The 26,982-nt window shown below is 46.0% G+C and carries 21 protein-coding genes and 1 pseudogene; 5 read left to right on the top strand and 17 right to left on the bottom strand.

All coding sequences use genetic code 11. From position 1 onward, the window contains the following. Positions 1-60 precede the first annotated feature (60 nt). The 5 genes from GWI56_RS06505 to GWI56_RS06525 all read right to left on the bottom strand — a co-directional run bounded on the left by GWI56_RS06505 (position 61) and on the right by GWI56_RS06525 (position 5,716). The gene (locus GWI56_RS06505) at positions 61-585 is read right to left on the bottom strand and encodes a protein disulfide oxidoreductase (protein WP_198572441.1); all 525 of its coding nucleotides are present in this window, start codon (positions 583-585) and stop codon (positions 61-63) included. A 25-nt stretch (positions 586-610) separates the two neighbouring features. Continuing rightward, entirely contained in the window at positions 611-1,495 is an 885-nt protein-coding gene (locus GWI56_RS06510) for a thioredoxin domain-containing protein (RefSeq protein ID WP_198572442.1), read from the bottom strand. A 136-nt stretch (positions 1,496-1,631) separates the two neighbouring features. Further along, entirely contained in the window at positions 1,632-3,743 is a 2,112-nt protein-coding gene (locus tag GWI56_RS06515) for a protein-disulfide reductase DsbD domain-containing protein (protein WP_198572443.1), read from the bottom strand. A 399-nt stretch (positions 3,744-4,142) separates the two neighbouring features. Beyond that, a complete protein-coding gene (locus GWI56_RS06520) occupies positions 4,143-4,553 on the bottom strand; it encodes a hypothetical protein (RefSeq protein ID WP_198572444.1) in 411 nt (136 codons plus the stop codon). 413 nt (positions 4,554-4,966) lie between these two features. Next, entirely contained in the window at positions 4,967-5,716 is a 750-nt protein-coding gene (locus GWI56_RS06525) for a 3-oxoacyl-ACP reductase family protein (RefSeq protein ID WP_198572445.1), read from the bottom strand. A 185-nt stretch (positions 5,717-5,901) separates the two neighbouring features. On the opposite strand from GWI56_RS06525, the pseudogene GWI56_RS06530 reads away from it, so the two are divergent. Further along, positions 5,902-6,822, top strand: a pseudogene (locus GWI56_RS06530) (LysR family transcriptional regulator). Between the two features lie 46 nt (positions 6,823-6,868). On the opposite strand, the gene GWI56_RS06535 reads toward GWI56_RS06530, so the two are convergent. Together GWI56_RS06535 and GWI56_RS06540 are read right to left on the bottom strand one after the other, a co-directional pair. After that, positions 6,869-7,516 carry a CatB-related O-acetyltransferase gene (locus GWI56_RS06535; RefSeq protein WP_198572446.1) on the bottom strand — a complete coding sequence of 216 codons (648 nt, stop codon included), beginning with the start codon at positions 7,514-7,516 and terminating at the stop codon, positions 6,869-6,871. 228 nt (positions 7,517-7,744) lie between these two features. Then, positions 7,745-8,491: a class I SAM-dependent methyltransferase gene (locus GWI56_RS06540; RefSeq protein WP_063882138.1), complete on the bottom strand. Its 747-nt coding sequence runs from the start codon at positions 8,489-8,491 to the stop codon at positions 7,745-7,747. Positions 8,492-8,757: 266 nt separating this feature from the next. Between GWI56_RS06540 and GWI56_RS06545 the strand changes: the two genes are divergently transcribed. Next, entirely contained in the window at positions 8,758-11,022 is a 2,265-nt protein-coding gene (locus tag GWI56_RS06545) for a bifunctional diguanylate cyclase/phosphodiesterase (protein WP_198572447.1), read from the top strand. Positions 11,023-11,114: 92 nt separating this feature from the next. After that, complete coding sequence (gene rlmJ, locus GWI56_RS06550; protein ID WP_198572448.1) at positions 11,115-11,960, top strand: 23S rRNA (adenine(2030)-N(6))-methyltransferase RlmJ; 846 nt, start codon at positions 11,115-11,117, stop codon at positions 11,958-11,960. 69 nt (positions 11,961-12,029) lie between these two features. Here the strand turns inward: rlmJ and GWI56_RS06555 are convergent, their stop codons facing one another. The 3 genes from GWI56_RS06555 to GWI56_RS06565 are packed head-to-tail and all read right to left on the bottom strand — an operon-like array spanning position 12,030 to position 14,438. After that, positions 12,030-12,785, bottom strand: a complete 756-nt coding sequence (locus GWI56_RS06555) for a lytic transglycosylase domain-containing protein (protein WP_168826208.1) — start codon at positions 12,783-12,785, stop codon at positions 12,030-12,032. Next, the gene (locus GWI56_RS06560; RefSeq protein WP_198572449.1) at positions 12,785-13,822 is read right to left on the bottom strand and encodes a DUF3137 domain-containing protein; all 1,038 of its coding nucleotides are present in this window, start codon (positions 13,820-13,822) and stop codon (positions 12,785-12,787) included. Before GWI56_RS06560 ends, GWI56_RS06555 begins: the two co-directional genes overlap by 1 nt. A gap of 49 nt (positions 13,823-13,871) precedes the next feature. Next, positions 13,872-14,438 (bottom strand): LemA family protein, encoded by a 567-nt coding sequence (locus GWI56_RS06565; protein WP_173248363.1) that lies wholly within the window; start codon positions 14,436-14,438, stop codon positions 13,872-13,874. A 559-nt stretch (positions 14,439-14,997) separates the two neighbouring features. Here GWI56_RS06565 and GWI56_RS06570 point away from each other — a divergent pair. After that, positions 14,998-16,620: an AbgT family transporter gene (locus tag GWI56_RS06570; protein WP_206766008.1), complete on the top strand. Its 1,623-nt coding sequence runs from the start codon at positions 14,998-15,000 to the stop codon at positions 16,618-16,620. A 56-nt stretch (positions 16,621-16,676) separates the two neighbouring features. On the opposite strand, the gene GWI56_RS06575 is transcribed toward GWI56_RS06570, so the two are convergent. The 5 genes from GWI56_RS06575 to GWI56_RS06595 all read right to left on the bottom strand — a co-directional run bounded on the left by GWI56_RS06575 (position 16,677) and on the right by GWI56_RS06595 (position 23,236). Then, a complete protein-coding gene (locus GWI56_RS06575; RefSeq protein ID WP_198572450.1) occupies positions 16,677-17,000 on the bottom strand; it encodes a hypothetical protein in 324 nt (107 codons plus the stop codon). Between the two features lie 37 nt (positions 17,001-17,037). Further along, positions 17,038-17,301 (bottom strand): hypothetical protein, encoded by a 264-nt coding sequence (locus tag GWI56_RS06580; RefSeq protein ID WP_198572451.1) that lies wholly within the window; start codon positions 17,299-17,301, stop codon positions 17,038-17,040. Positions 17,302-17,442: 141 nt separating this feature from the next. Continuing rightward, the gene (locus GWI56_RS06585; protein ID WP_105250702.1) at positions 17,443-20,577 is read right to left on the bottom strand and encodes an efflux RND transporter permease subunit; all 3,135 of its coding nucleotides are present in this window, start codon (positions 20,575-20,577) and stop codon (positions 17,443-17,445) included. 9 nt (positions 20,578-20,586) lie between these two features. After that, positions 20,587-21,732 (bottom strand): efflux RND transporter periplasmic adaptor subunit, encoded by a 1,146-nt coding sequence (locus GWI56_RS06590; RefSeq protein WP_105250703.1) that lies wholly within the window; start codon positions 21,730-21,732, stop codon positions 20,587-20,589. A gap of 814 nt (positions 21,733-22,546) precedes the next feature. Beyond that, on the bottom strand, positions 22,547-23,236 hold the full coding sequence (locus tag GWI56_RS06595) for a DNA-3-methyladenine glycosylase I (protein WP_173497830.1): 690 nt from the start codon (positions 23,234-23,236) through the stop codon (positions 22,547-22,549). 206 nt (positions 23,237-23,442) lie between these two features. Here GWI56_RS06595 and GWI56_RS06600 point away from each other — a divergent pair, with 206 nt between their 5' ends. After that, positions 23,443-24,090 (top strand): glutathione S-transferase family protein, encoded by a 648-nt coding sequence (locus tag GWI56_RS06600; protein ID WP_131524442.1) that lies wholly within the window; start codon positions 23,443-23,445, stop codon positions 24,088-24,090. A gap of 24 nt (positions 24,091-24,114) precedes the next feature. Here GWI56_RS06600 and GWI56_RS06605 read toward each other — a convergent pair whose 3' ends face one another. Further along, a complete protein-coding gene (locus GWI56_RS06605) occupies positions 24,115-24,645 on the bottom strand; it encodes a thioesterase family protein (protein ID WP_011791203.1) in 531 nt (176 codons plus the stop codon). A gap of 175 nt (positions 24,646-24,820) precedes the next feature. Further along, the gene (prlC, locus tag GWI56_RS06610; RefSeq protein ID WP_105250706.1) at positions 24,821-26,860 is read right to left on the bottom strand and encodes an oligopeptidase A; all 2,040 of its coding nucleotides are present in this window, start codon (positions 26,858-26,860) and stop codon (positions 24,821-24,823) included. Positions 26,861-26,982: the final 122 nt, after the last annotated feature.

Consider the following 26,982-nt stretch of genomic DNA (forward strand, 5'->3'; position numbering starts at 1 on the left):
AAGCGCTAACCAAGATTAGCGCTTTTTTTCTCTCCTAAAACAGCCCCTGAAGCATCACTTCTAAGTGAACATCATTCGCCACCACATACCGGGTAGGCTAGTAAAGCCTGTCGTATAGTGTTTTAGCTCACCCTCTTTAAAGATCATAATGGTTGGCGTCGCCTGCAATGACCAATCACGGGCAATCTTGCTGTCACTATCGTTAATAGTGTCAAAGCCATAGCCTTGATACTGAAGATATTTTCTCAGTTTCTCATCCTCCCCCGAATTCATGGCAACCGTCACCACGGGGTAATAGGCCGACATTTGATTGACTGCCGGGCTGACAAAATTACACACAGGGCACCAAGTGCCCCAAAAGTATACCAATACCGCCTGATCTTGGCTTAACTTGGCAATATCAAGCGCTTCCCCAGCCAAAGTCGTCCCTTGGAGCTGCGGCAAATTATCCCGCGGGATATCTTTGCCGCGCCAGATGTCCATCACGCTGGTCACGATAAGAGCAATGAGCAGCCAAAGTGCCAGCTGCTTAATCCAGCCCAATATGCGTTTAGATAAAGATGTCGAAACCTGTTCGGCGCTCATATTTTCAGTTTCCTTTGGCGGCATCTTAACTGCTCTTCTGCGTCTTATCTTTAGCGGCAATCGCGGCTTCAAGCTGCTCTTTTAACACTTCGTAAGGCACTAATCCGGGAATAAGCGTATCGGCCACTATCATACTTGGAGTGCCACCTATGCCTAACTCATTCATTAAATTAACATTGTCATCGACCATTTTAGCCACGCGCTCATCTGTGTTGCCAACCCAACGCTCGGTTGCCGTCAGTTTAGCGACCTTAGCGATGGCGGCGGCATCGAGTCCACGCGGACTCGACATCAACATATCCTTCACCTTGAGATACTTTTCAGGCTCGTTTAACCAAACCGTTTGGGCAAAATCGACTGCCATTTTGGAGCCTTCGCCCTGCAGCGGCACCATTTTAACTATGATTTTTAACTGCGGAAATTCTTCAATCAGCTGGTTCAGCGAAGGCTCGATTTTCTTGCAGTATGGGCAGTTAAAATCGGTGAAATACACCATCTCAATCTCAGGTGTCGCAGAGCCCTTCCACGGATCGCTTTTGGTCTCATACATGGCTTTATGATGGGTCACTAGGCTCGTTTGCATGGCGGTATTGGCCCCCTCTTGCTCCCTTGCTTGCCACGCAATAATTGCTTCTCTCATTAGGTCAGGATCATTGATCAAGGCATCTTTAAGAATCGCTCGCACCTCTTGCTGCTGGGCCGCCGATAAACTGCTGTCTTTGGCATAGGCCATGGTGCTCACCGAAGGCAAGGAAACCACCAGCATTGCCATGGCGACACCCGAGACAGCAAACATCTGCAACTTGCGATGTTTGAATAAAGAGCTAAATTTCGACATCTTAGTGCCTCCGATGACTTGAGTATTCTGCATTGATTCAGTGATGTTTTGTGCTTCAATTGTCTGTTTCATAATCGATTTCCATTGTCTTAAGTCAGAGTTATCCCTGACCTGAGTATTTGTTGAGTGCCACTCGACTCGCTATTGAATGAGACTCGCCAGTGATATTGCCGAATGACATGTCCGAGTGAATGGCTGTTCGTTAGCGTTATTTCTCTGCCGCTACTGATGACTTTTCAAGGGACGCTGAGGCCTGCTCAATCGCAGCGAGCACAAGGTCAGTCGATAGAATTTCCGGCAGCTCAATCCCCTGCGGTGCACCCGGGCCGTAAACCACGTTGAATGGCACCCCAAAACGATGATGGCTTTGCAGGTAGTGAGTAATGGGCTCAGAAGGCGTAGTCCAATCGCCCTTCATCGGCAAAATATGCGGCTGTTGCAACAGGCTATAAACAGGGTCTTGCAAGATCACGCCAACTTTATTGGCCTTACAGGTAATGCACCAATCGGCAGTGACATCGACAAATACTGTCTTGCCCTGGGCGACCTGCTGATTAATCAATGCTTGATCCAATGGCGTCCAAGCAAGATCCGCAGGTAAAGGTTTAGCCCACTGGTTCACCGTCATAAAGGCGATGATTGCCGACAGTAAAATACCGATACCTAAGCAGCTCACAATGGCAATCGCGCCATATTTTTTAGCCATAAACACCATAAATATCAGTGTAATAATGCCAGCTAATGGCCACAGGTAGATTGTATCAATGAAGCTGGACAACAGGCTAATGAGCCACAAACTGGTGAGTAGTAACATGCCGGAGAAAAACACTTTGACTGTGTTCATCCAGCGACCGGGTTTAGGGAAATAACCCGCCACTTGCGGAAATGCCGCCACAATCAACCAAGGGAACGCCATACCCACGGCCAACGCAGTGAAGATGGCAAACAAGCTCAGTACATCGGCGCCCAAGGCGAAGGCGACTGCAGTACCCAAAAATGGTGCACTGCACGGCGTCGCCAGTAGCGTCGCAAACATGCCCTGTAAAAAGTGCCCGCTGTTATTATTGCCGCCCGTTGTCGCTAACTTGGTTTGCACGTTAGAGGGTAAGTTAATCTCAAATACACCTAACATATTGAATGCAAACACTGTAGTCACCAGCGCCATAAAGCCGATAAACCAAGGGTTTTGGAACTGCACACCCCAACCAATCGCCTGCCCCGTGAGCTTAAGCATTAAGATAAAGCCAGCGAGTAACCAGAATGAGGCCAATATCCCCAGCGCTGATGCGATGAACTGTTGACGGATTTGATTACGCTTAAGATCAGGCGCAGCAACCACTGAACTGAGCTTCATGCCGAGTACTGGTAACACGCAAGGCATGACGTTTAAGATCAAACCACCGATAAGCGCTAACAAAATCATGCCAAATATCGAGGTGCTTTCTTGGGTAATCACCACAGGCTTAACTTCGGCGCTGTATTCCAACGCCCGCTCGCTATCGGCAACAGTCATGTTCAGCGATTTGCCCAAAACTTCAGGCTCGCCCAGCCAACTTTTACCGCTAAAAATACCGACCAATTGCTTGCCGTTAACATCGCTTTCACTCGGTTTTAAGCTCACTAGCTTAAATGTGGTATCTGGCTCACCATCGATAATCACGGTTGGACTCTGCCAGTTGGCATCATTGAGTCTGATTTCAAGTTGACCTTTGGCGGCATCCCAACCCATGGTCATGGCAGGATTTTGGCCCTCTTGGGTCAACACTTTTTGTGGCACAAGCGACACGGCCTTGTTGTAGGCCAACATGGCATCGGTATCCGCTTGCAGCGCATTAGGCGTGAAGTCGAGACTAATCTGATAATCCGTCAGTACACAGATAGTGGTACAGGTCGACAAGGTCACTTTGCCGCGCAGCTGAGTTGGCGCAGCGATATCATCGACTTTTAGGGTTAAGGGAAAGGTAGTATTGCCTTTATAACCAAAGGTTTGTAATCCCAATAATGAGAATTCCTCTGGCGCAGGCCATCTCCAATCCACTTGCTGTAGATTGCGTGAGCCATCCCATTTTATCGTCGGTGCGATACCGCCTTCCCCAGGACTGCGCCAATAGGTTTTCCAATCGCCCTCAAGTTGTACTTCAAGCACAGCGGGCAAAGTATTCGTTGCGGTATCAACTTCACCTGTCAGCATAAAACGCACTTTGGCTGGCGGGTGATTATCATTAACCAACCACCCCGTCGATGCGGCCATTAGCGACGGACTCGTCACTATCAAGGCGAGTATCCAGAATCTGGTTAACATGGATTTTAATGTACTCATTTTGTCCCCCAAATATGCACTAACTGTTTGTTATTAAATTGCATATTAATCTCTTCGATATATCGTCAGCATTTGCCATTGCAATACTTAAGCGCTGTTAGACCAAGCTAAGTTAAACAAGACTCTGTGATGCTGCGTGCATGCTTACCTTGCTTCTAGGCCATATAAATATTGGCTAACGCTATGTTCTGGTTACCAATATCGTTATGGCTTAAGAAACATCAGCGTGATAGAAGGCTTAAGTTCAAGCAGTCAGATAGGGAGGTGTGATGTGTAAAATTGGATGTTCTGCAGCCGCTTAACTTTCTTTTCTACCGGCAAACTGGCGAGAAAAGTCAAATATTGACTGAGAGAAAACATGCCTAAACAAACCCACCTATCAAATTGATAAATAAGTTTTTATTCTTGAAAGCGACAATGTGTGAGATGTATTCGCCTAGGTTTAGCTTGATAACCTTGTATGGGTAACACTGTTATCACGCGGGAGGCGCGGGGAAGTAACGGCAGTAGGAACAGCAGGATAAGAAATGGGATGGTACTCGGAGTGTCGATACAGGTTCGGATCGATTTCTCAGACAATTCACATTTTTTAGGTTCACTTTTGACCAGCTCAGTACCCGCCGCTTGAGCATCGGCGTGGCTAGCCATATTGTTTGAAGCTGAACTGGTATTTAAAGCTGAGTTGGCGCTAAAACCAGCACCAGAAAAAGACGTAACCGACATCGCTTGCGCGCTCGACTCCTTGAGCAACAAGTTAAGTATTCCACTATTTTGAGTCAAACAGAACAAGGTCAGAATGGTAAACACCATCACGCCCCATAAGTTGCCTGTTTGCTTAGTCGATAACTTAGAAATTTGGATTTCCCTTCGTCTTATTCTTTGATAATAAAGATAAAAAATGATTGTCTTTCAACAGATAGCTGAAGATAAGACCGGCGGATTGTAACAATAGTTCATCAACAAGCAAATTATTTCGCCTTGCCTGAGTCAAGCCATAGTCCACCATTTCAATAAAACCACGCTTTGCTGACGGATAATTTGAGTAACAACGACCTAAGGTCTTACCATCATAATCAACGAGTTTTTATGCTCTAACATATTGATTCTGCATAACTAGCAACAACTTAAGCAAAGCCCGCCAGAGTGACTCTTGTGCAGGCTTATTAATGACTGGAATCAAACTTTTTGCCTACTTTTGCCTAAAAGATAAATACAGACAAAACTTATGCAGAAAACCCACCATCAATCATCAAACTCGCCCCTGTGATGTAACCCGCTTCTGGGCCCGCGATAAAGGCGACAAAACTGGCGATCTCTTCGGCTTTACCGTAACGCCCTAGGGCGCCTATCGCCTTAACGGGCTCAGATGAATCACCGTTATCAGGGTTCATATCGGTATCCACAGGTCCAGGCTGAATATTGTTCACCGTAATAGCTCGAGGGCCTAAATCCCGCGCGAGTCCTTTGGCCAAACCGACTAAGGCCGATTTACTCATGCCGTAAATCGCACCACCTACAAACGGAATACGCTCAGCGTTCGTGCTACCGATATTGATGATCCGGCCGCCGTCATTCATGTGCAGCGCGGCTTCTTGGCTCGCCACAAACACACTGCGCACATTAGTGTTAATGGTTCGCTCCCAGTCCTCTAACGTCAGGTTCTCGATGCTATCCCAAATCAACGTGCCCGCATTATTGACCACTATATCTAAGCCACCGAAATGCGCTTTGGTCTCGCGGATGGCACGACGAATCGCCTCCGGCTCTGTGCTGTCGGCCTTAATGGCAATGGCTTGACCGCCATGAGTGATAACTTCGTCCACCAGCAATTGTGATTGGGCCTCAGATGACACATAGGTAAAGGCAACCGCTGCGCCGTCACTCGCTAAACGTTTAACAATGGCGGCACCGATACCACGACTACCACCTTGTACAAAAGCCACTTTACCTTGCAGATTATTCGACGATTTCATAGTTTGCTCACTCAATAGGAGGTTAAGGTTTATTGTATAGAAAAACCTTTTTAATCAATTACAAAATGACGTTCGCTTGTACGTTAACGCTCATTTTCATACTGTGGTAGTAGCTTACGCGATTCACTTGCCATGATTAAGTCACTAAAATGACCTTCACTAAGTCCTATAAGGAATTAATTGCCGTGATAAATAATCAATTTGTTGAGATACGCCATTTCGTCACAGTTGCCCAGCTCGGCAGTTTTACCTTAGCGGCGCAGGCGTTAGGCATGACTGGTTCGGCGCTCAGTAAAAGCATAGTGCGATTAGAAACCCGCTTAGGCACTAAGCTACTGCACCGCACCACAAGGCGTGTAAGCTTAACCAATGATGGCGATTCGTATCTCACAAATTGCCAAAATGCCATGGCAATCCTAGACAATGCACAGAGCCGACTCGGCAGCGAACAGCAAATTCCCTCAGGTCGAGTGCGAGTGGATTTACCCGTCACTTTTGGGCGGCGATATATACTGCCAACCCTATTATCACTATCGCAAAAATATCCCAAGCTCGAGTTATCCATTACCTTTAACGATAGAGCGACCGACTTGTTCAGTGACGGCATTGATTTGGCGGTGCGTGTCGGACAACTCGGCGACACTGTGGATTTAGTCGCCCGCAGATTAGGGGAACAACGCCGAGTGATCTGCGCGTCTCCCGCCTATTTCGCTCGACTTGGCACGCCACAAGACAAAGAAGATCTCAGCCAGCACCAATGCATTGTCGGCTGGCCGCTTGGGCAGCAACATCGCTGGTTACTTAAAAATTAGGATGGGGTCACTGAGGCCTATGACATTCCAGTACGCCACGAAATCGCTGATTGCGAAGCCATTTTAGCGGCCACACTGGCGGGAGTGGGTTTAGCGCAAGTGCCTATATGGTTGGTTGAGGACTGCCTTAAAACCGGTGAACTTATCTCGGTACTGGACGAACTCGCCAGTGACGACACACCCATCCACTTGATTTGGCTTAAAACTCCTTACCTCCAACCCAAGCTACGGGTGATCATCGAAGAACTGGCCGACTTAGCGAAAGCGCCCAAAAGCAGATTTAAGGCAGGATAAGTAAAAGGCCTCGACTGAGCGCGACCTTTGACTTTGGGACTAACGGTTACTTGCTTTGATGTACAGATTGGTCATAGAGAGTGATCGCTTTGCTGAGCGCGTCAAAATCCGCCGAACACAAATACCGCTTTAAGCTTTCAAACTTTTCGGCAGGCCAATCGTATATTTTTAACGCCAGTAACTCACTAATAACGTCTTTATCGAACCGATACTTGACTAATTTTGCAGGTGACCCCGCCACAATACTGTAGGGTTCGATATTTTGGGTGACGACACTATTTGCGGCAACAACCGCACCTTCACCTATCGTCACCCCTGGCATCAACATACATCTCATGCCTAACCAAGCCCCATCACCAATATGAGTATCACCTTTGCCTACGTAGGCCTCCTCGATGAAATCCATAAAGGGGTATAAACAAAACCAATCTGCTCTATGCGTATGATTTCCGCCCATTAAGATCACAACTTCGGCAGCGATACACACATAGTTCCCGATATAAAGTTTATCGATAGGCCACTTAGGCTCCCACTCACGGCTCACTTCATCACCATGAAGATATCTCACTGCTGATCCCTCAAAGCCAGCATCCCAGCAATCACTGTAATAGCTATGTTGGCCTTTCACTATGATATTGGGATTGGTGACCACTTCATGCAATAACTGAACTTTTGACCAATGCTTGTTCTGCATTGCAAATCCTCTTTATAAACAAAATAGTTAATACGAAACATAATGTTATGAGAAGTTTCACATTAGAATAGTCAGTGAATTCGCGGTTGTTTTAGCAGAGGAATGAGTTTCATATAAAAAATCACAAGTGGGTATAAAAAAGAAAATAGCCCATAAAACTGAAATATCGACATGAGCTAAGCCGTTGTCACTGAAAGCATACAATGTTCGCGATGAGAAAAATCTTCGCTATTTCATCGCAGCTTTTACATAGACATCGAAACGGTTTTTCTTGGTTTCAATAACCGTATTAGGCTTAACCCCATCCAAATCTTCGGCATAGTCTGGGCGCTTAACGACGACACGTTTAGTTGCTAAGGCTAAAGCTGGGGTGAGTAAGCCATCGGCATCTAAATCAGCACCGACTAAGGATTGGAATACACGCATTTCTTTTTTAACAAGGGCCGATTTATCACGGTGGGGGTACATAGGATCGAGGTAAACCACATCCACCTCTTGTGCCAATTTCGATAGTGCTTCTAGGCTAGAACCATGAAACAGGCGCATCCGCTCACGCATCCAATCGCCGATTTCAGCATCTTGATAAGCACGGCGTAAGCCATCTTCAAGTAATGCGGCAACCACAGGATGACGTTCAACCATAGTTACTGTACAACCAAGGCTTGCGAGCACAAACGCATCGCGCCCTAAACCCGCAGTGCCATCAACCACACTTGGTGTTACCCCTTGCTTCAATCCCACCGCTTTAGCGATAGATTGGCCGCGACCACCACCAAACTTACGTCTATGGGCGACGGCGCCAGTCACAAAATCCACCACTATGCCATCGAGCTTAGGCTCATCGCGTTTATGCAGTGATAAAGTATCTGATTCAAAACGCAATTCGAAGGTCGCATTCGCATCGTAGACGAGTTGCCAACGTGCACAAATATCCACAAGTGTTGGGTATTGCTGATTGAAAAAAATCGGGGTCACAGGCTGTCTTCTAACCAACGAAAATGATGGCCATTATGCCTAAAAATCTCGTTTATGAATATGCTAGTAAGCAAAACACATCGCTAAGCTCATCACTGTCTTAGCCAATTTGTCTCAGTACGCCCTTAATAATTCAAACAAGCATCACACTGTAATGTACTGATTTATAAAGCCGGCAATCTATTTGTATAACAGTTTAGTGATTTATGTTATATGTTACGTCCCCAGCCAACCTGCGTGACTTCCGTACGGGATAAGGACTTTTTTTGCTTCAATGGCTAAAAGGTTTTTTGTTTATCAGGGAGCAAGATTTTTTAAATCCTGACAAAACGATATTAAAAACCAGCTTATTGCGGATTATTCTGCTCAGTGGCGCCATCTTGACCACTAGCATAGTGCTGCATAGCTCTTTAATTGCGTATGAGTTAAACCTCACTTTCATTATCAGCATTACGGTCAGTTTTTTAACTGTACTATTCCTGTCTTTATGGTTTACGCGCAAATATTTACTCGTCAGCTCTATCAGCCTGCTGGCGATGGTTATTGCAGCCTGTTTATCTATGCTGTTGTTTATCCCTGACTTTAACTTATCGCAGGTAGGTATTACTTTCTTATATACCTTGCCCTTGATGGCGCTTTTCCTGTTTGGCAGAAAAGTCGCTTTTATTATGATGTGTTTCAACGTATTGCCTTTTTTACTGCTACTGCGTAACCAAAACCTGCCACCCATTATCGATATTGATATCAGCCTACCTGCGACCCACGCTTATCTAAACGGTTTGCTGTTTATGTTTTTTAATATCTGTATCCCGTTGTCGGCGATGCGCCTGCTAAAAACCCAGAAAATCCATGCGCAGCAAATGATCCAGCATCAAAATGCACTGCAACATACATTAGACCAATATGCTGAAATATTTGAAAATAATGGTACAGCCTCTTTCTTCTGCAATGAGGATGGAGTCATTCTCAACCTGAATAATGCCGCGAGGGAAATCGCTGGAGAAGTCACACTAAACCGCACTCGCCTATGTGACATTTTTGAACTTACCGAAGATACCAGCACAAATTTACTGGCGGCCTCGTTTCCTACCCATTTAAAGAACAATAACAGCACTAAATATCTGCTGCAAAAAGCCTCATTACAGCACCATGATACTTTGTTGTTTCACTGCCACGATGTCACAGAACAGGCAAACCATGCGATTGAGCTGAGTCGACTTAAAAAGCACCACATCAGCACGCATTTCTATGATTTAGTGACGGGATTACCCAACGAAAATCACTTGTATAACCCAGCGCCAAGCTTGATCCATCTGGAAATGACCGTAGCCTTAATCAAAATTGATAATCTTAGCCAAATTAATGCTGCTTTCGGTATCAGCGTCGGAGATGCCATCCTAAAAGCCTTTGCTATTGAACTCAAAAATCGCTTTGGTCATATCGCAAAAATATACCGATTTAGAGGAGCATCGTTTGCACTCGAGTTTACTAGCCTGCCGCTTATCTCCCCTGAAAACCTAGCGCTACAATTACGCGAGCGTATTCCAACAAACCTACAACTTAAGCAAGAACAACAGACTGAATATCATCTCGAGTGCAGAGTCGGTTGCAGCTCAGGTAATAAAGCCTCACCGCAGCAAGCCGCGGAGCAATGTTTAATTGCCATAAAACAAACCACCCAAGCTAGCCCAGTGATGGTGTATTACATTGGTTTGATTAACAATCTGCTCGAAGCTTCATCGCAAAAAGCCAGAATCCGTGACGCGCTGAAACACAACCGCCTTGAAATGTGGCTGCAACCTAAAGTGATGGCCAATGGCCACATTACTAGCTTTGAAGCGCTAGCCAGAATGTTTGACGAAGACGGCACTATGATCATGCCGAACACTTTTATCCCCATCATAGAGTCATCTCAATTGCAGGCGATTTTTGCGATAAAAGTTTTCAGGCAATTACTACAACTGATCCGTTCTTGGCCTAAAAATGTGCCTCTGGTCAGGATTGCCTTTAATTTATCTGGGCAAGATATTCTGTCGGATCGCTTCTTTAAAGTGTTGATCCAAACCTATATGAATCATCCTGAACTCATCCCATTGTTGGAAATTGAAATTACTGAAACCTCTGTATTTTCAACCCATAAAGAAACAGGACGACGCTTAAACACCTTAGCTCGCATGGGGGTTTCTATCGCCATTGACGATTTCGGCACTGGCCATGCGTCATTAAGCCAGCTCATTGATATCAGTGCCGACACAATTAAAATCGACCGTTACTTTGTCAGTCAAATGGGCATTAGTGAACGCCATACCCAAATTGTTAACGCCGCCATCCTGTTAGCCAAGAGCTTAAAACTCAACGTCATTGCCGAAGGTATCGAAACCGAAGCCCAGTTATTGCAACTCACAGCGCTAGGATGCGAACAATTTCAAGGTTATTTATTCGGTAAACCTGCACCAGCGAATCTCTGGCTGAAAACCTTTCAAATGCAAACCCCCACACATTGGTTTACCAATAAAAAGAGCGCCAACTGAGGCATTAAATTTACGCCTAGAAGCATCGCAGGTATAATTGCCGACTGGCATTTGCCTCTCTTTGCTATGTTTGCAAATTACTAGGATCCCCCATGTTAAGTTACCGCCATGGTTATCACGCTGGCAATTATGCCGATGTGTTGAAACACGCCATCTTGCTACAAACCTTGCAGCTGATGCACAAAAAAGACAAACCACTCGTGTATATCGATACCCACGCAGGTGCGGGTGGTTATGCTTTAAGCGATGAATTTGCACAGAAAACAGGTGAATACCTCGAAGGTGTAGCTAAGCTTTGGGATAAAACTGACCTACCACAATCACTGCAGGACTATGTCGCCGCCGTGCGCCATTTTAATGAAGAAAATCCAGAAGAACTCAACTTCTACCCAGGTTCACCCGCCATTATCGACATGGAGCTAGGGCCTAAAGATCGCATGGTCTTGCACGAGCTGCACAGCACTGATTATGTGTTATTGGATGATTATTTCTGCGAAGACAGACAAGTTAAAGTGATCAAAGGTGATGGCTTAAAAGGCCTTATCGCCGCAGTACCACCATTAGAGCGTCGTGCTCTGGTGCTAGTCGATCCTAGCTACGAGATGAAAACCGACTACCAAGATGTGGCCGAAACCCTGATAAAAGCGCACAAGCGTTTTGCTACGGGTGTGTTTATCCTGTGGTATCCAGTCGTAAATCGTGCTCAGACCGAAGGTATGTTATCGCGCCTCGCCAGCAGTGGCATTAAACGTCAGCTGAGAATTGAACAAGCCATTAAGCCCGATTCAGATGAATTTGGCATGACAGCGGCAGGATTATGGATCATCAATCCACCTTGGCAGTTAGACGAAATCGCAACTGAATTAATGGATTACTTGGGTAAAACACTTGGACAAGTGGACGGTGACATTACCGTAAAATGGGAAGTCGGCGAGTAACCTTCGATTCAAATGGCGGCGATGATCTCCGGATTTTCGCCACTTCATTTTAGCTTATCAATGCGGCAACTAAACGTCCTTCTGCTCGCGGTAACGCTTCAATAAAATTTTCACACGCTCAACATAGGCTTGGGTTTCAGGATAGGGCGGAATGCCATTGTACTGAACCACGGTCGTCGGCCCCGCATTGTAAGCCGCGCAGGCCAATGCGATATCACCATTGAACTGTTTTAGCATTTGTGCCAAATACTTACTGCCACCTAAGATATTCTCTTCGGGTAAAAATGCATTTGCCACACCCATTTCTTTTGCTGTTTCTGGCATCAATTGCATTAATCCCATGGCGCCAGTTCGCGAAAGTGCACGCGCATTAAAGGCTGATTCCGCGTGGATCACAGCGCGGATTAAGGCGGGATCAAGTTGATGCTTATGGGCTGCATGGGAGATCAAGGCATCATAATTAGCGGTAAATAACCGAATACCATTCCAGTCTATGGTCGAATCGGGACGACAGGCAAAACAGTCATATAACAAAATTTGATACTGGTTATTTGCGGGGGCTTTGTCGGTAAATACGGTGACACCATTAGCTTGTTGGTATTGATAAATTTTGAGCTTTTCTAGACCTTCACTACTCACTATGCCGCTCTGTGAGTACCGCGCCACAATACGCGGCTTAGCTTTTTCGCGCGCCTCCTCAGCATTTGCATTTATCATCAAACTCGATATCAATAATAAGCACAGGCCTAGCGCCTCAAATCTGCAGGGCAATGAAAAGGCTGCAAAAGTCAGTGTACGAGCAAGCGCTAAGCGAGTAAGCAACATCAAAGTCCCGTGTACTGATTAAGTTTAAGTACTTCAATAATAGCAAAGAGTTGCTTCATTTCTCGGTTTATCTGACTAAATTCTACTGAAAAGGTTGCGCCATAAAAAATGGACTGCATTTGAAAATGCGTTCTGCGATTCGGCAGGAACAAAGTCAATTTATTGCGGAAAAATGCACATTGAATATTGCCATCGAAATGTTTGGCAAGCTCCTGTAAGCGCTCCATAAATGCCGTATTGAGCAAATAACGTGACTCGATTTGATCCGTTGAAAACACGTCGAACTCTTTTTCAAATTGCGGATCTTCAAGTTTGACTCGTACCAGTCCCGCATGGCTGTCGGAAAGGAAATTTGCTAAACCACCGCGATCCCTCAGCACAACAGTATGACCCATAAACGCTTTATGGCTACTAAGCTCAACCACTAAGCCACGAAACTGGGTTTCCGTGCGGGTCACAGTTCTGCGCCTGCTGGTACTGACATCCAGCTCTTCGACTTGCACATTCTTGGTCAGGGTAAGCTCATTGACCGCCAACTCAACGCCCTTATAGCAGCCTTGTATATAGTCACCGAAGCTGACTTTGTCGTATCGCGGTAATACTTTAGCCGCAACGAGTCGATTCATGTCGAGGCGCATTTCGCGGCTATAAATAAAATCATCGCCGAAATATTTAAACATCAGCGGATAAATATCATTTTGAACCAAATGCTTAAACTCACGAGTCGGAGCAAAGCTCCACCAGCATAATCCGACTAAGGCAAGCAATGGCAAAGGCGGGAAATAAGCGCCACCGCTGTAGTAGCCAATAACGGTGAGCAAGCTCAACCCAAGCACTATCATCAAACTCAAATACAAACGTTTACGCGCCGCCTTAAGGCAAGCCACACGCTTAGTTTCATATTTGCGACTGATTGGAGCGATATGTTCTTCGTAATACGCTTCGAGTTGAGGTAGTTCGTCCAAATCCGCAGTCAAACCAACAGGCCCCCGATAAGTCCGAATCGGGCTACCTAAAATAAAAGTGATGATATTCATATTGATGTCATAGTATTGCAGGGTGATAACTCACCCTGCACAGCTAAACTTACAAGTATTCGGCCGCATCTACGGGCGCTTTTGCCGCTTCGCTCACCTCATAGAATGGCATCACTTTAATACTCGCCATAGAAGCGATAATCGAGCCGGGGAAGATTTCTACCGCAGTATTAAGCTCGGAAACTGCCGAGTTATAAAAACGCCTCGCAGCTGAGATGTGTGCTTCGACCTCGTTATAGGTCTGCATCGCCTGCAACATAGTGTTGTCGGACTTGAGCTCGGGATAGTTCTCCACATTCACCATCAAGGTGCTCATTTTGTCGTTCAACCGCTCAGCCTGAACTAAATGCTCTTTAACGGCACTCGGATCGGCCTTGTTGTAATTATGGCTGAGCTGAGTGCGTAATTCGGTGATTTCAGTGAGCAGTGACTTTTCATGCTCCATAAATCGTTTAGCGATTTTTAGAATATTAGGCACAAGGTCGGCACGCTTGGTCAGCTGTACATCGATACCCGACAAGGCTTCGAGCGCGGTATTGCGCTTTTTGACTAGGCTGACGTACCAAAGATAGGTCACGATAAAAATCAGCGTTAATCCCAATAACAATTTTTCCATCTTCCATCCTTAGGTTTCTTATTCTTGTTAATAGGATACAGCTAACCATAAATGAGTGAAAATTTCACCTGCGGGCTGATTAAGACAATGAAATTACTCGCTGGTCAGAGCTGGCAATGTCATCTAACGAGCAATCATCAATGAAACTGGCCATATTCAACGATGAAAAGTGATCATCTGCATAAAAAACAGCATTTAACCTATAAATTTATCGATATTCAGCTCCGATACAGCAAACAACGTCTATAGTGATATGGCACAACATTAGAGCATCCAATTTTGCTCGTGAATACTGGACTCCTCGAGAGTCCATTTTTTTATCCTAATTTTAGCCCTGCTCACTTCAACACAGTCAATAGCAACATTTAAGTTTCAATTAAAACTTAACAATCATACTTTGCCGCTAATTTTTTAACTTTTACCTTAGCTTTCACTCCGAGTCTTGCACCTAGAGTTATCCCCTCAGCCACGTCATCCACAATCGGCCGTCGGCAATGTCTCGAGTCTGTTATAGGGTCCAAATATTGCGCTGCGTAAAGGTCGACATAAAGGAAGGACGATGAGTTTTAATTCCGGCGATATTCCCCCAAAAAAAGCTTCTGAACCCAATCCACAACAGGGCGATATCAGCTCTAGTGGTTGGTTTGTACGTTTTCTCAATATTGTTGAACGCTTAGGCAATCTGCTGCCCCATCCAATCACCTTATTCGCACTGTTCTGTGTTGCAGTGGTCATTATTTCAGGTATTGCGGGCTACTTTGGGTTAACCGTGGTCGATCCTAGACCTATTGGCTCACACGGCCGCAGTGCCGACGGTTTAATCCATGTGGTGAGCCTAATGAACGCCGAAGGTTTGCGGATGATAGTCTCGCATCTAGTGACCAACTTTACCGGCTTTACGCCGCTCGGCACTGTGCTCGTGGCACTACTCGGCGTCGGGATTGCCGAACGCTCTGGCTTATTATCTGCGGCTATGCGTGCTTTAGTCATGGGCGCCTCTAAACGATTAGTCACTGTGACCATAGTATTTGCCGGCATTATGTCCAACACCGCTGCCGAGCTTGGCTATGTGGTACTTATCCCTATGGCGGCGATGATTTTCCACTCCCTTGGCCGCCATCCACTTGCAGGTTTAGCTGCCGCTTTTGCCGGGGTTTCAGGAGGTTATAGCGCTAACTTATTGCTTGGTACTGTCGATCCCTTGCTATCGGGCATTACCGAAGCTGCCGCGCGCATGATAGATCCTCAATACAACGTCGGCCCAGAAGTAAACTGGTACTTCATGTTTGTCTCCACCTTTGTGATCACTTTCCTTGGCGCCTTTGTCACAGAGAAAATCGTCGAACCTAAGTTAGGTCAATACCAAGATGATGATGCAGACGAAACCGTACTGCAATCGATGGAGAGCATCAGTGCTATTGAGAAACGCGGCTTAAAATGGGCTGGGTTATCTATGTTAGTGCTCGCGGTTATTTTAGCGATTTCAGTCGTACCAGAAGGCGCACCGCTGCGCCATCCTGAAACCGGTCTCATCTCAGGTTCACCATTCCTCAAGGGCATAGTCGCCTTTATCTTTATCTGTTTTGCCATACCGGGCTTTATTTACGGCAAAGTCGTGGGCAGCATCAAAAATGATAAAGATGTCATCAATGCCATGTCCCACAGCATGAGCACTATGGGCATGTATATCGTCCTCGTCTTTTTCGCCGCACAGTTTGTCGCCTTCTTCAACTGGAGTAATTTAGGCGCAGTATTGGCGGTGTTAGGTGCCGATGCACTGCAATCCATAGGCTTGACGGGCCCAATCGTATTTTTGTTCTTTATTATGCTCTGCGGCATTATCAACTTGATGCTTGGCAGTGCCTCGGCCCAGTGGGCAATTACCGCTCCTATTTTTGTGCCTATGCTCATGCTGGTTGGTTATGCGCCCGAAACGATTCAAGCGGCGTACCGTATTGGGGATTCGGTGACTAACTTAATCACACCTATGATGAGCTACTTTGGTTTGATTTTAGCAGTTGCCTGTCGTTACCAGAAAAACCTAGGGATAGGTACGCTGATCGCCACTATGCTGCCGTACTCGCTCGTGTTTTTCGTGGGTTGGACAGCGTTCTTCTTCCTGTGGGTATTTGGCTTTGGTCTGCCCGTTGGGCCGGGAGCCGCGACTTACTACACGCCTTAACCGCAATAAAAAGGGCGTCGATGATGAAGTCGACGCCCTTTCTTTATTCAATAGCTTTAGTCGTATAGCCATTCCATTAACAGACTGCAGATCATCAAAAAAATACCTAGATTAAACACATAGGTCTGCAGGGTAGATTTTAATGTCGTGTCCTCAGCTTGCGATACTATCTGGCTCACTGACATAAAAAATAATTGAGGGGCTAGCCCCATGCCCACAAATAACACAGCAGCACCGACACAGCGAGTTAACTCTGGTAGTACAAGCTCCTGCAAGTAAAATGCATAAACGCCATAGGCCAAAAATGCCAGCGCTATGCCATGGCATATCATTCCCACGATAAGTTGCTTAGTGGCAAGATTACCCCACGAAAACACCATGTCACTCCTACACTCAGCTTAACCAGAACTATTGATACTATTGGGAGCGAAGTTTATCTCGCTTACGATTAATCTGCACCCACACAAACCAACCAAATAAAATACCGCCAATGGGATAAATATAGAGCGCTCTTTGCAGTTCCGCCCAGAATGGATCGCCCGAGATAAAATAATGTATTAAGGCGACCACGAGGGACGTCAGCATACCCCAGAAAAATACGCCAAAGACCAAAATGACGTACATCTTACCTTTAGCAATGAGTGCATCTAGTTTTTGCAATTCCAACGCAGCATCATCCATGTTTCGTCCTCTTAACTGCCTCAGCGCAATATGCCAGAACTCGCGCACAGTGCCTATCCATCTTTATAACTAACAGCATTAAAATAACAAAAAGCCCTGCAATTGCAGGGCTTTAGTTTAGAAGTTTAGAAACGATCGAGCTTATTCAGCTGAGTTTGGCTTCTGTTCTTTACCTTTCTTCTCGCGCTTACTGAAGAGACGCTCCACTATCACGAAGAATAATGGTACGAAGAAGATCCCTAGGAAAGTCGAGCTCATCATACCGCCGAGTACACCTGTACCAATGGCGTTTTGACTACCAGAGCCGACACCGGTACTGATAGCTAACGGCACAACACCCAGACCAAAGGCTAGAGACGTCATTAAGATGGGGCGAAGACGCACACGCACCGCATGCAAGGTCGCCTCGACTAAGCCTGAACCTTTCTCATAGAACTCTTTGGCGAATTCCACAATCAAGATGGCGTTCTTAGTCGCTAACCCTACTGTGGTTAACAGCCCCACTTGGAAGAACACGTCGTTTGGCAAGCCGCGACCATTCATTGCAATCAAGGCACCGATGATCCCGAGCGGAACCACGAGCACAACTGCAAAGGGTACCGACCAGCTTTCATAGAGTGCTGCCAATACTAAGAAGACCACTAAGATCGACAGAGCATACAGCGCTGGCGCTTGGTTACCCGATAAACGTTCTTCATACGATAGACCGTTCCACGCGACACCAAAACCAGGAGGAAGCTGCTTGGCTAAGTCTTCCATAATTGTCATAGCTGCACCGGTACTGAAACCAGGAGCCGTGGCACCCTGAATGTTCATCGATGGTAAGCCGTTAAAGCGTTCTAAACGTGGAGAACCGTATTCCCATGCACCAGTGGCAAACGCAGAGAATGGCACCATGTCACCCTTGTTATTGCGCACGTACCAAGAATCTAAATCTCCCGGTTGCATACGATACTGGGCATCACCTTGCACATATACTTTCTTCACGCGGCCGCGGTCAATAAAGTCATTCACATAAGAACCACCCCAAGCCGTTGCAAGCACATTGTTTACATTAGTGATTTCAATGCCTAACGCGCTCAACTTAGCGTGATCTACATGTAATTGATAAATTGGCGCATCTTCTTGACCGTTTGGACGCACACCCACCAGATTTGGATTCTGTGCCGCCATACCAAGCAGTTGATTACGTGCCGCCACTAACTTCTCGTGGCCTTGGCCGTTCTTATCCTGCAGGTACATGTCGAAACCGTTCGCCGTCCCCAACTCGATTACCGCAGGCGGTACGAAGGCGAATACTAAGGCATCTTTCATCTGACCGAACACACCCATAGCGCGACCAGCAATAGACTTCACATCCATACCAGGCGCTTCACGTTCAGACCAATCCTTCAAACCAACGAAGGCGATACCCATGTTTTGCCCTTGACCCGCAAAACTGAAGCCCGCCACGCTAAACACCGACCTCACGCCCTCCTCAGCCATAAAGTGATCAGACACTTTCTCCAATACTTTTAAGGTACTTTCTTGAGTTGAGTTAGTCGGCAAAATGGCTTGCGTGAACAAAATACCTTGGTCTTCATCTGGTAAGAACGCCGTAGGCATACGGATAAAGATCCAACCCACTGCAATAACCAGCACAACGTAAATCGCCATCACTCTAAAGCCGCGCTTGATGATCCCAGCAACGCTCGACTCATAACGATTAGTCAGTTTATCGAAACTACGGTTAAACCAACCAAAGAAGCCAGTTTCGATATGAGCATGGCCCTTCTTAATCGGTTTGAGCATAGTCGCACAAAGTGCAGGTGTTAAAATCAAAGCAACTAGAACAGACAACGCCATCGCAGATACGATAGTGATAGAGAACTGACGATAAATAACCCCCGTTGAACCTGACATAAATGCCATAGGGACAAACACTGCAGAGAGGGTCAGACCGATACCGACTAAAGCACCGGTAATTTGATCCATCGACTTACGCGTCGCTTCCAGTGGACTTAAGCCCTCCTCGGCCATTACCCGCTCGACGTTTTCCACCACCACAATCGCATCGTCCACCAGCAAACCAATGGCGAGCACCATAGCAAACATGGTTAAAGTGTTAATCGAGAAACCCGCTAACGACAGAATCGCAAAGGTTCCCAGCAATACCACTGGTACCGCAATAGTCGGGATCAAAGTTGCACGGAAATTTTGCAAGAAGAGGTACATGATGATGAACACTAGTACAATAGCTTCAAGCAAGGTATGCACTACACCTTCTATCGATTTTTCAACGAAAGGCGTTGTATCGTATGGATAAACAACTTCTAGCCCTTGCGGGAAGAAAGGTTTCATCTCAGCAATTTTTTCACGAACAGCTTCAGCAGTATCAAGCGCGTTAGCACCCGTTGCCAGCTTAATCGCTAACCCTGTCGCAGGTTGACCGTTATACAGTGACACCACAGCATAACTTTCAGAACCTAATTCAACCCGTGCCACATCGCTTAGGAAGACGTTTGCGCCTGAAATATCCGATTTAAGGATAATTTTACGGAACTCTTCTGCCGTTTGTAAGCGGCTTTGAGCCGATACCGTTGCGTTCAACTCTTGGCCTGCCACAGAGGGCGCGCCACCTAACTGTCCAGCTGAAACTTGAGCGTTTTGAGAACGAATCGCTGCGATAACGTCTAAACTGGTCAAGTTGTATTGAGTCAATTTCAACGGATCTAGCCATATACGCATCGCATATTGGGCACCAAACAACTGAATTTCACCTACGCCAGGTACGCGACTCATAGGATCTTGAATGTTCGCACCAACATAGTCGGCGATATCGCCTTTATCTAACGAACCATCGGTCGATACGAAGCCTAATACCATTAAGAAGCCTGAACTCGACTTGTTAACGTTAACCCCTTGCGCCTGCACCTCTTGCGGTAACAGGGTCATAGCGCCCTGTAACTTGTTCTGTACTTGAACCTGTGCAATATCCGGATCGGCTTCAGCGTTAAAGGTTAAAGTGATCTCAGCATTACCAAAACTGTCACTGGCTGAGGCGATATAACGGAGGTGATCGATACCCGTCATACGTTGCTCAATCACCTGAGTCACAGAATCTTCAACAATCTTAGCGGAAGCGCCAGGATAGTTAGCACTGATCACCACGGTCGGTGGTGCAATGTTAGGATATTGGGACACTGGCAGCGAGCGGATCGAGAGGATCCCCGCCAGCATAATAATCAAGGAGATCACCCACGCAAAGATGGGGCGATCAATAAAAAAACGTGCCATAGCTATGCCCTATTGTGCTTGCGTTTCAGAAATAACTTTGGTGGTTACTGGAGCGCCGGGACGAACTTTCTGTAATCCTTCCACAATCAACTTGTCGCCCACAGTTAAACCAGAAGTGACTCGCCATTGGTTGTTAATCACTTCTGCGGTCGTCACTGTTTTCGCTTCGACTAAACCTTGGTCATTCACCACCATAGCCACAGCTTCACCCTTAGAGTTACGCGTAATCGCTTTTTGTGGAACCAAGATAGCCTGTGGATCAGTACCCGCATTTAACATAGCGCGAACATACATGCCAGGTAACAAGATACCTTCAGGGTTAGGGAATTCTGCGCGCAGAATAACGGAGCCAGTGTTTGGATCCACGCTCACTTCAGCGAACTGCAACTTACCCGGATGACTATATTGAGTACCATCTTCAAGCAATAATTTCACGTCTGCATTTTCTGAAGCTTGTAGTTTACCTTGCTGCAACTTAGCTTTAAGACGTAACAACTGAGCACTCGATTGCGCGATATCCACATTGATAGGATCAAGTTGTTGAATCGTCGCCAGCGTTTGGCTCTGGTTGGCAGTGACTAACGCACCCGCAGTCACACTCGATTTACCGATACGACCAGAGATAGGTGCTAATACTTCAGTATATTGCAGGTTGATTTTAGCGGTGTTAATCGCAGCTTCAGCCACGGTAACATTTGCCAATGCTTCTTTATAAGCCGCTTCAGCTTCATCGAACTCTTGCTTACTGATGGCGTTGGTTTTTACCAATTGCTGATAACGTGCCGCCTTAGCTTTTGCTGAGGCTAAGCCCGCATTCGCTCTGGCTAAATCAGCATTGGCACTCACTAAAGCAGCTTTATAAGTTGAAGAGTCAATCTGATACAAGGATTCACCCTGTTTCACATTGCCACCTTCAACAAAACTACGCTTAGTGATAATACCGTTAACCTGTGGACGAACTTCAGCCTCGAGGAAAGCTTTACTGCGTCCTGGTAATTCCACCTGAATCACTTGTGGCTGGGCAACAACATTAAGGATTCCCACTTCCATACTACGTGGACCAGCACCCGCCTGAGCGCTCTCTTCTTGAGGGCTGCAAGCTGCCATCCATAACGCCACGCTTATAACTGAGGCAAGTTTAATTGTCTGCCGCATGAGAACTCCTTCAAATATTAACTGCCCACATACCAGTACACTTATTGCGCTGACACGAGCCGTAATTGTAACTAAAATCAAATCCGTTATTTATCTCATAGCCTATATGAATCAACAAGGAAGATAACGAAACTAAATTGTAAACTAATGAAAATTTTCACTCATTCAGCATTACTATATTCATCGAATTGTTATTCGATTTAAAAAATCGGTTAACTTTGAGTGGCATTGTTAGGGAGATATGCCGTAAAACACCCAATAAGCCTACTCCATATTGAATATGTTGCAAATCTGTTCATATTCTAGACTTGCGGCAGGCCAAGGCCCACAGCTCAATGACGTTAGCTTAACCGTCACTTGTTGCAATAATTTGTACATAGAGACGAAAACGCAGCGCGCTTGTTTTTACTCAGGCCACTCTCAGCATCAAGTCGTTAAAAACGACCCTATCAAGACTGACAATACCGAAAGAGAGTAAGCAAAGAGCTGGCTTCAGACTGCTTGTGCGTAAAAACATGAATACATCCGATAGCGGATTGCTGTGCAGTTTATTACATCTACTATTTGTGCACGGCTAAAAGGCAGCGCCAGCGTTATGAGGTAACGCCACACAATTAAACAGTCACAAATAATAGCTAGCGGGCTATTTTAGTGGTTACCCCAAAACGGAGCAAACCCGAAATTCAGATTAATACCCCATTAAATGAAACTCAGACTCCCACAAATAATGCTTCTGTAATGACAAATATTGCTAGCAAAGCAATATTTGTCTATTAAAACTAATTTGTTCATCTTCAATCACAACTTAACAGGACTAAATTCGATTATCGCCCACGCTGCAAGCCAAAATACGGCTGATATCAGCCAAACAACGACCCGACTCCTGTTGCCACTGATTAAATACGGCTTGCACTTGCTTAAGCGCCGTTTGTGATGAAAAGCCCGCATCGACTAACTTATGTGCTTTAAAATAACCTTGTACATCATCGGTTAACAAAAAAGTATCTTTGCCAATACCGCGCAGAAAATAGGGACCCGTATTCCCGCCCAATCGAGTACCTCGTTTCTTTAAAAATGCCCACAACCCGATAATATCCTGCGTCGGCCAAGCGGCGATCAGCTGCGCCAAGCTGCCATGTTCGCGAGCAACATCGTGGATCATCAGAGCATTATCATAAATGGCTTGAGTCTTTTTAAGATGGCGAATCAAGGTCGCATCACTTGCCCGCGCTTGAATTTGCTCAGGCGATAACATTAATACTTTATGCGGTTCGAACCCAAAGAAAGACTTCTCATACTCGGGCCATTTGTTCACAACCACCCGCCATACAAAACCACTTTGAAACACCTGACGGCTCATCGCCGACAATAATTCAGCATCCCGATATTGGCGAATTTCATCATCAGACAGGCAACCAGACAATAAGGCTTCGAGTCCAGCAGGTCCGCCTTTGCGCTCACTGGCTCTGGCATAAATAGATGAAAAACGCTCTAACTGGCTCATATTATTACCTTTAAAATGATTAAATCCCGACACTTCCTATATGGGCTCATAATACCTATTTTTACCCCTGATGGATCACTTGGCTTTGCCAAGAAAAATTGTGTTTATTCCAGCATTTTTTAAGAAAACTCTTACAGCAAGCGCTTCAATTACGACTAAAGTTAAAACGTAAAGTCCGTAAAAGACTGGGTTTGGAGTGAGTGCCTATGGAGCTTTTTTATCACCCGTTATCACGCTATTCACAGAAAGTGCTCATCGCACTTTATGAAAAGCAGGCCAACTTCTACCCCAGAATCATAGATCTACGCGACCCTTTGTCCCGCAAGGAATTTCACCAACGTTATCCGCAAGCGCGAATCCCCCTGCTTAAAGCCCAAAATGAACAGCTGATACCCGAATCCAGCATTATTATCGAGTACTTAGATAGGCATTTTGAAAACAGTACCCAGCTGCTGCCACAAGAACCACAACGCAACTTACAGGTACGTTTGTTCGATCGCATCATAGACAATGATATTAACAACCCATTATTTCAATTAGAAAAGTTAAAGCACATAGAAGACAGCAATGAATTCGAAATCAAACAATTAGAGAAGCAACTACTGACACAGTTTCAACGCTTAGACGCGCAACTCACACAACATCATTGGGTCTGTGGCGACAGTTTTACCTTAGCCGACTGTGCACTCATCCCTTGTTTAAGCTATAGCTTCCAACATCTAAACCTGTTGGATTTAGATGAAATCGTGCGCTATTGGCAGCAGGCACAACTGCGTGGCGCTTGGATGTTAGTACAAGAAGAGGTGTTACTGGCTGAGATGGAGGAAACGGCAGGAATAAGAGGCATACCTTAGCGAGTAAGTCATGCCTCAACACAATCACATATTGCGTTCTTTCTTCAACTGCAAAAACGCTTTCCACTTCACGACTTCTGGCGGCAACTCAGGTGCAGGATCGGTATAACCCGCCTCTTTCACTAGTACATCTAACGGCACTTGCTTACCTTTGCACACAAACACACCGCGCACATGCACGATACAATGTAGGCCACGTTCGCTCACAAAGCGTTGTTCAATATAGAAATATTTTTCATCCCAACCGACGACTTTGGTTTCAATCTCAAAAGTTTTCAGCGGCTTAATATCGCGAATATAAGTAAATTCGGCGGCGTTAACTATCGGCATCCACTTCAACTTTAAGAAACGTTTCAGCAGACCCATCTCAGCCAACATATAGGTCCGCGCCAGATCCATAAACGCGGGATAGCGAGAATTAGTGAGATGGAAATTGATATCGCAATCGCTCGGTAAAGCACGATAAGTGATACGGCTTGTCCCTAGAAAATCGATCTTACGACAATGGCGCGTGCGCCAGAATAACAACCAAAACAAACGAAAATACAGATTCATAACGCGCCGCCCTTGAAATAAGAGCCACAGGCTAACAGAGGTCATACCACAGGGCAAGCGGGATATAGCTCACAAAAAAGACGCCCTAGGGCGTCTTTTTATCGTTCGATTAAGCTAAATACCCTCAGATAATCAGCCCATTAAAAGGGGCTGATTTATCAAAACTCACAATTGCTTATGCAGCAATGCCTGAATGTCTTAACAGGGCATCGATATTCGGCTCGCGTCCCATAAACTGTTTGAACAAGTCCATCGGCTCGGCTGAACCACCCATTTCGAGGATATTGTGCAGGAAACGACGACCCGTTTCAGGGTTGAAAATACCTTCCTCTTCGAAGCGAGAAAACGCATCCGCCGACAGCACTTCTGCCCATTTATAGCTGTAATAACCTGCGGCATAACCGCCCGCAAAAATATGGGCAAATCCATGTTGGAAACGGTTAAAATCCGGCGGTGTTAATACGGCCACCTGACGACGCACTTCGTCTAAGGTTTCTTGAATGCGCGCGCCTTTAGCGGGGTCGTATTCGTGGTGCATTCTAAAATCGAACAACGAGAACTCGAGTTGGCGCAGCATCATCATGCCAGACTGGAAGTTTTTCGCCGCCAGCATTTTATCCAACAAGGCTTTAGGTAATGGCTCGCCCGTTTCGAAGTGGCCAGAAATTTCGGCTAAGGCTTCTTCCTGCCAGCACCAATTTTCCATAAATTGGCTCGGTAACTCGACCGCATCCCAAGGCACACCATTGATACCCGACACGCCTGCAACATCGATTTTTGTCAGCATGTGGTGGATACCATGACCAAATTCGTGGAACAGGGTTGTCACTTCATCATGGGTAAACAGCGCAGGTTTGCCATCGACCGGACCATTAAAGTTACAGGTCAAATAAGCCACTGGCTTTTGTAATCCATTGGCGGTTTGACGGCGCACACGGCAGTCATCCATCCAAGCACCACCACGTTTACCTGTGCGGGCATATAAATCGAGGTAGAAACTGCCTCTGTGTTCGTCAGTTTCGTCGAAAATATCGAAGAAACGCACGTCTTTATGCCATCGGTCAAAATCCTTTTGCTCAAGGATTTTAAGGCCGAACAAACGCGATACTGTGTAGAACAAACCCGAGAGCACTTTATCTTCGGGGAAATACGGACGCAGGATTTCCTGTGAAATCTCATACTTATGCTGCTGCAACTTCTCAGCATAGAAACTTAAGTCCCAAGAGGCCATTTCAGTCACGCCATATTCGGCCTCTGCAAACGCTCTCAGCTCAGCCAGTTCTGCCTTAGCTTGATCCTTTGAGCGCAGCGCTAATTCATTTAAAAATGCCATCACCTGCGCCGGCGTTTCAGCCATTTTCGTCGCCAGAGATTTGTCAGCAAAACTGTCAAAACCGAGTAACAATGCGAGTTCGTGGCGCAAAGCAAGAATTTCGTCCATCAGCGGGCTGTTATCAAACTCTCCGGCATTGGGGCCTTGGTCTGAAGCGCGAGTGACAAACGCACGGTAGCATTCTTCCCTAAGACTGCGGTTTTCGCTGTAAGTCATGACGGGTAGGTAAGATGGAAAATCTAAGGTAAATAACCAACCTTCTAGCTCACGCGACTGCGCCATCGCTTTAGCGGCGGCTTTGGCAGACTCAGGCAAACCAGCAAGCTCAGCTTCATCAGTGATCAACTTAGTCCAAGCTTGCGTCGCATCCAGTAATTGATTCGAAAAACCACTGGTGAGTTCAGAAAGACGTTTTACAATCTCGCCATAACGCACTTTTTGCGCGTCATCTAAACCAATACCCGATAGTTCAAAGTCGCGCAGGCTGTGCTCTATCACCATCTGCTGGGCTTGGCTCAATTGTGCAAATTCATTGGATGCTCGCAGCGCTTTATAGGCTTGATACAAACCTTGGTGTTGGCCAACGTAAGTACCGTATTCCGATAAAAGAGGTAAACAAGCATCATGGGCGGCACGCCACTCATCTGTGCTAGTCACTGAATTCATATGAGAAACGGGCGACCAAATTTGGCTTAGCTCATCGTCAACCTGTTCTAATGGCGCGACCAAGTTGTCCCACGTAAAAGGACCTTGGTTCTGCAGCACTTCATCAATCTTAGTGCGGCACTGAGCAATGGCATGCTCAACGGCGACTTGAATATGTTCCGGTTTAATCTGTGAAAAAAGCGGTAATTTTGCGCCGCTAAGCAAAGGGTTGCTCATATTGACTCCTCAACAATCTGTATCTGTTATAAATAAGGGCTAATGGCCTATTTATCAAGGCGAGAAAACCGATTGTCCCCTTCGAACGCCTTACTTAACCCTATTTCCCCTGAAAAAAAGTG

Source organism: Shewanella sp. DW31, assembly GCF_015767295.1.
GTDB lineage: Bacteria > Pseudomonadota > Gammaproteobacteria > Enterobacterales > Shewanellaceae > Shewanella > Shewanella oncorhynchi.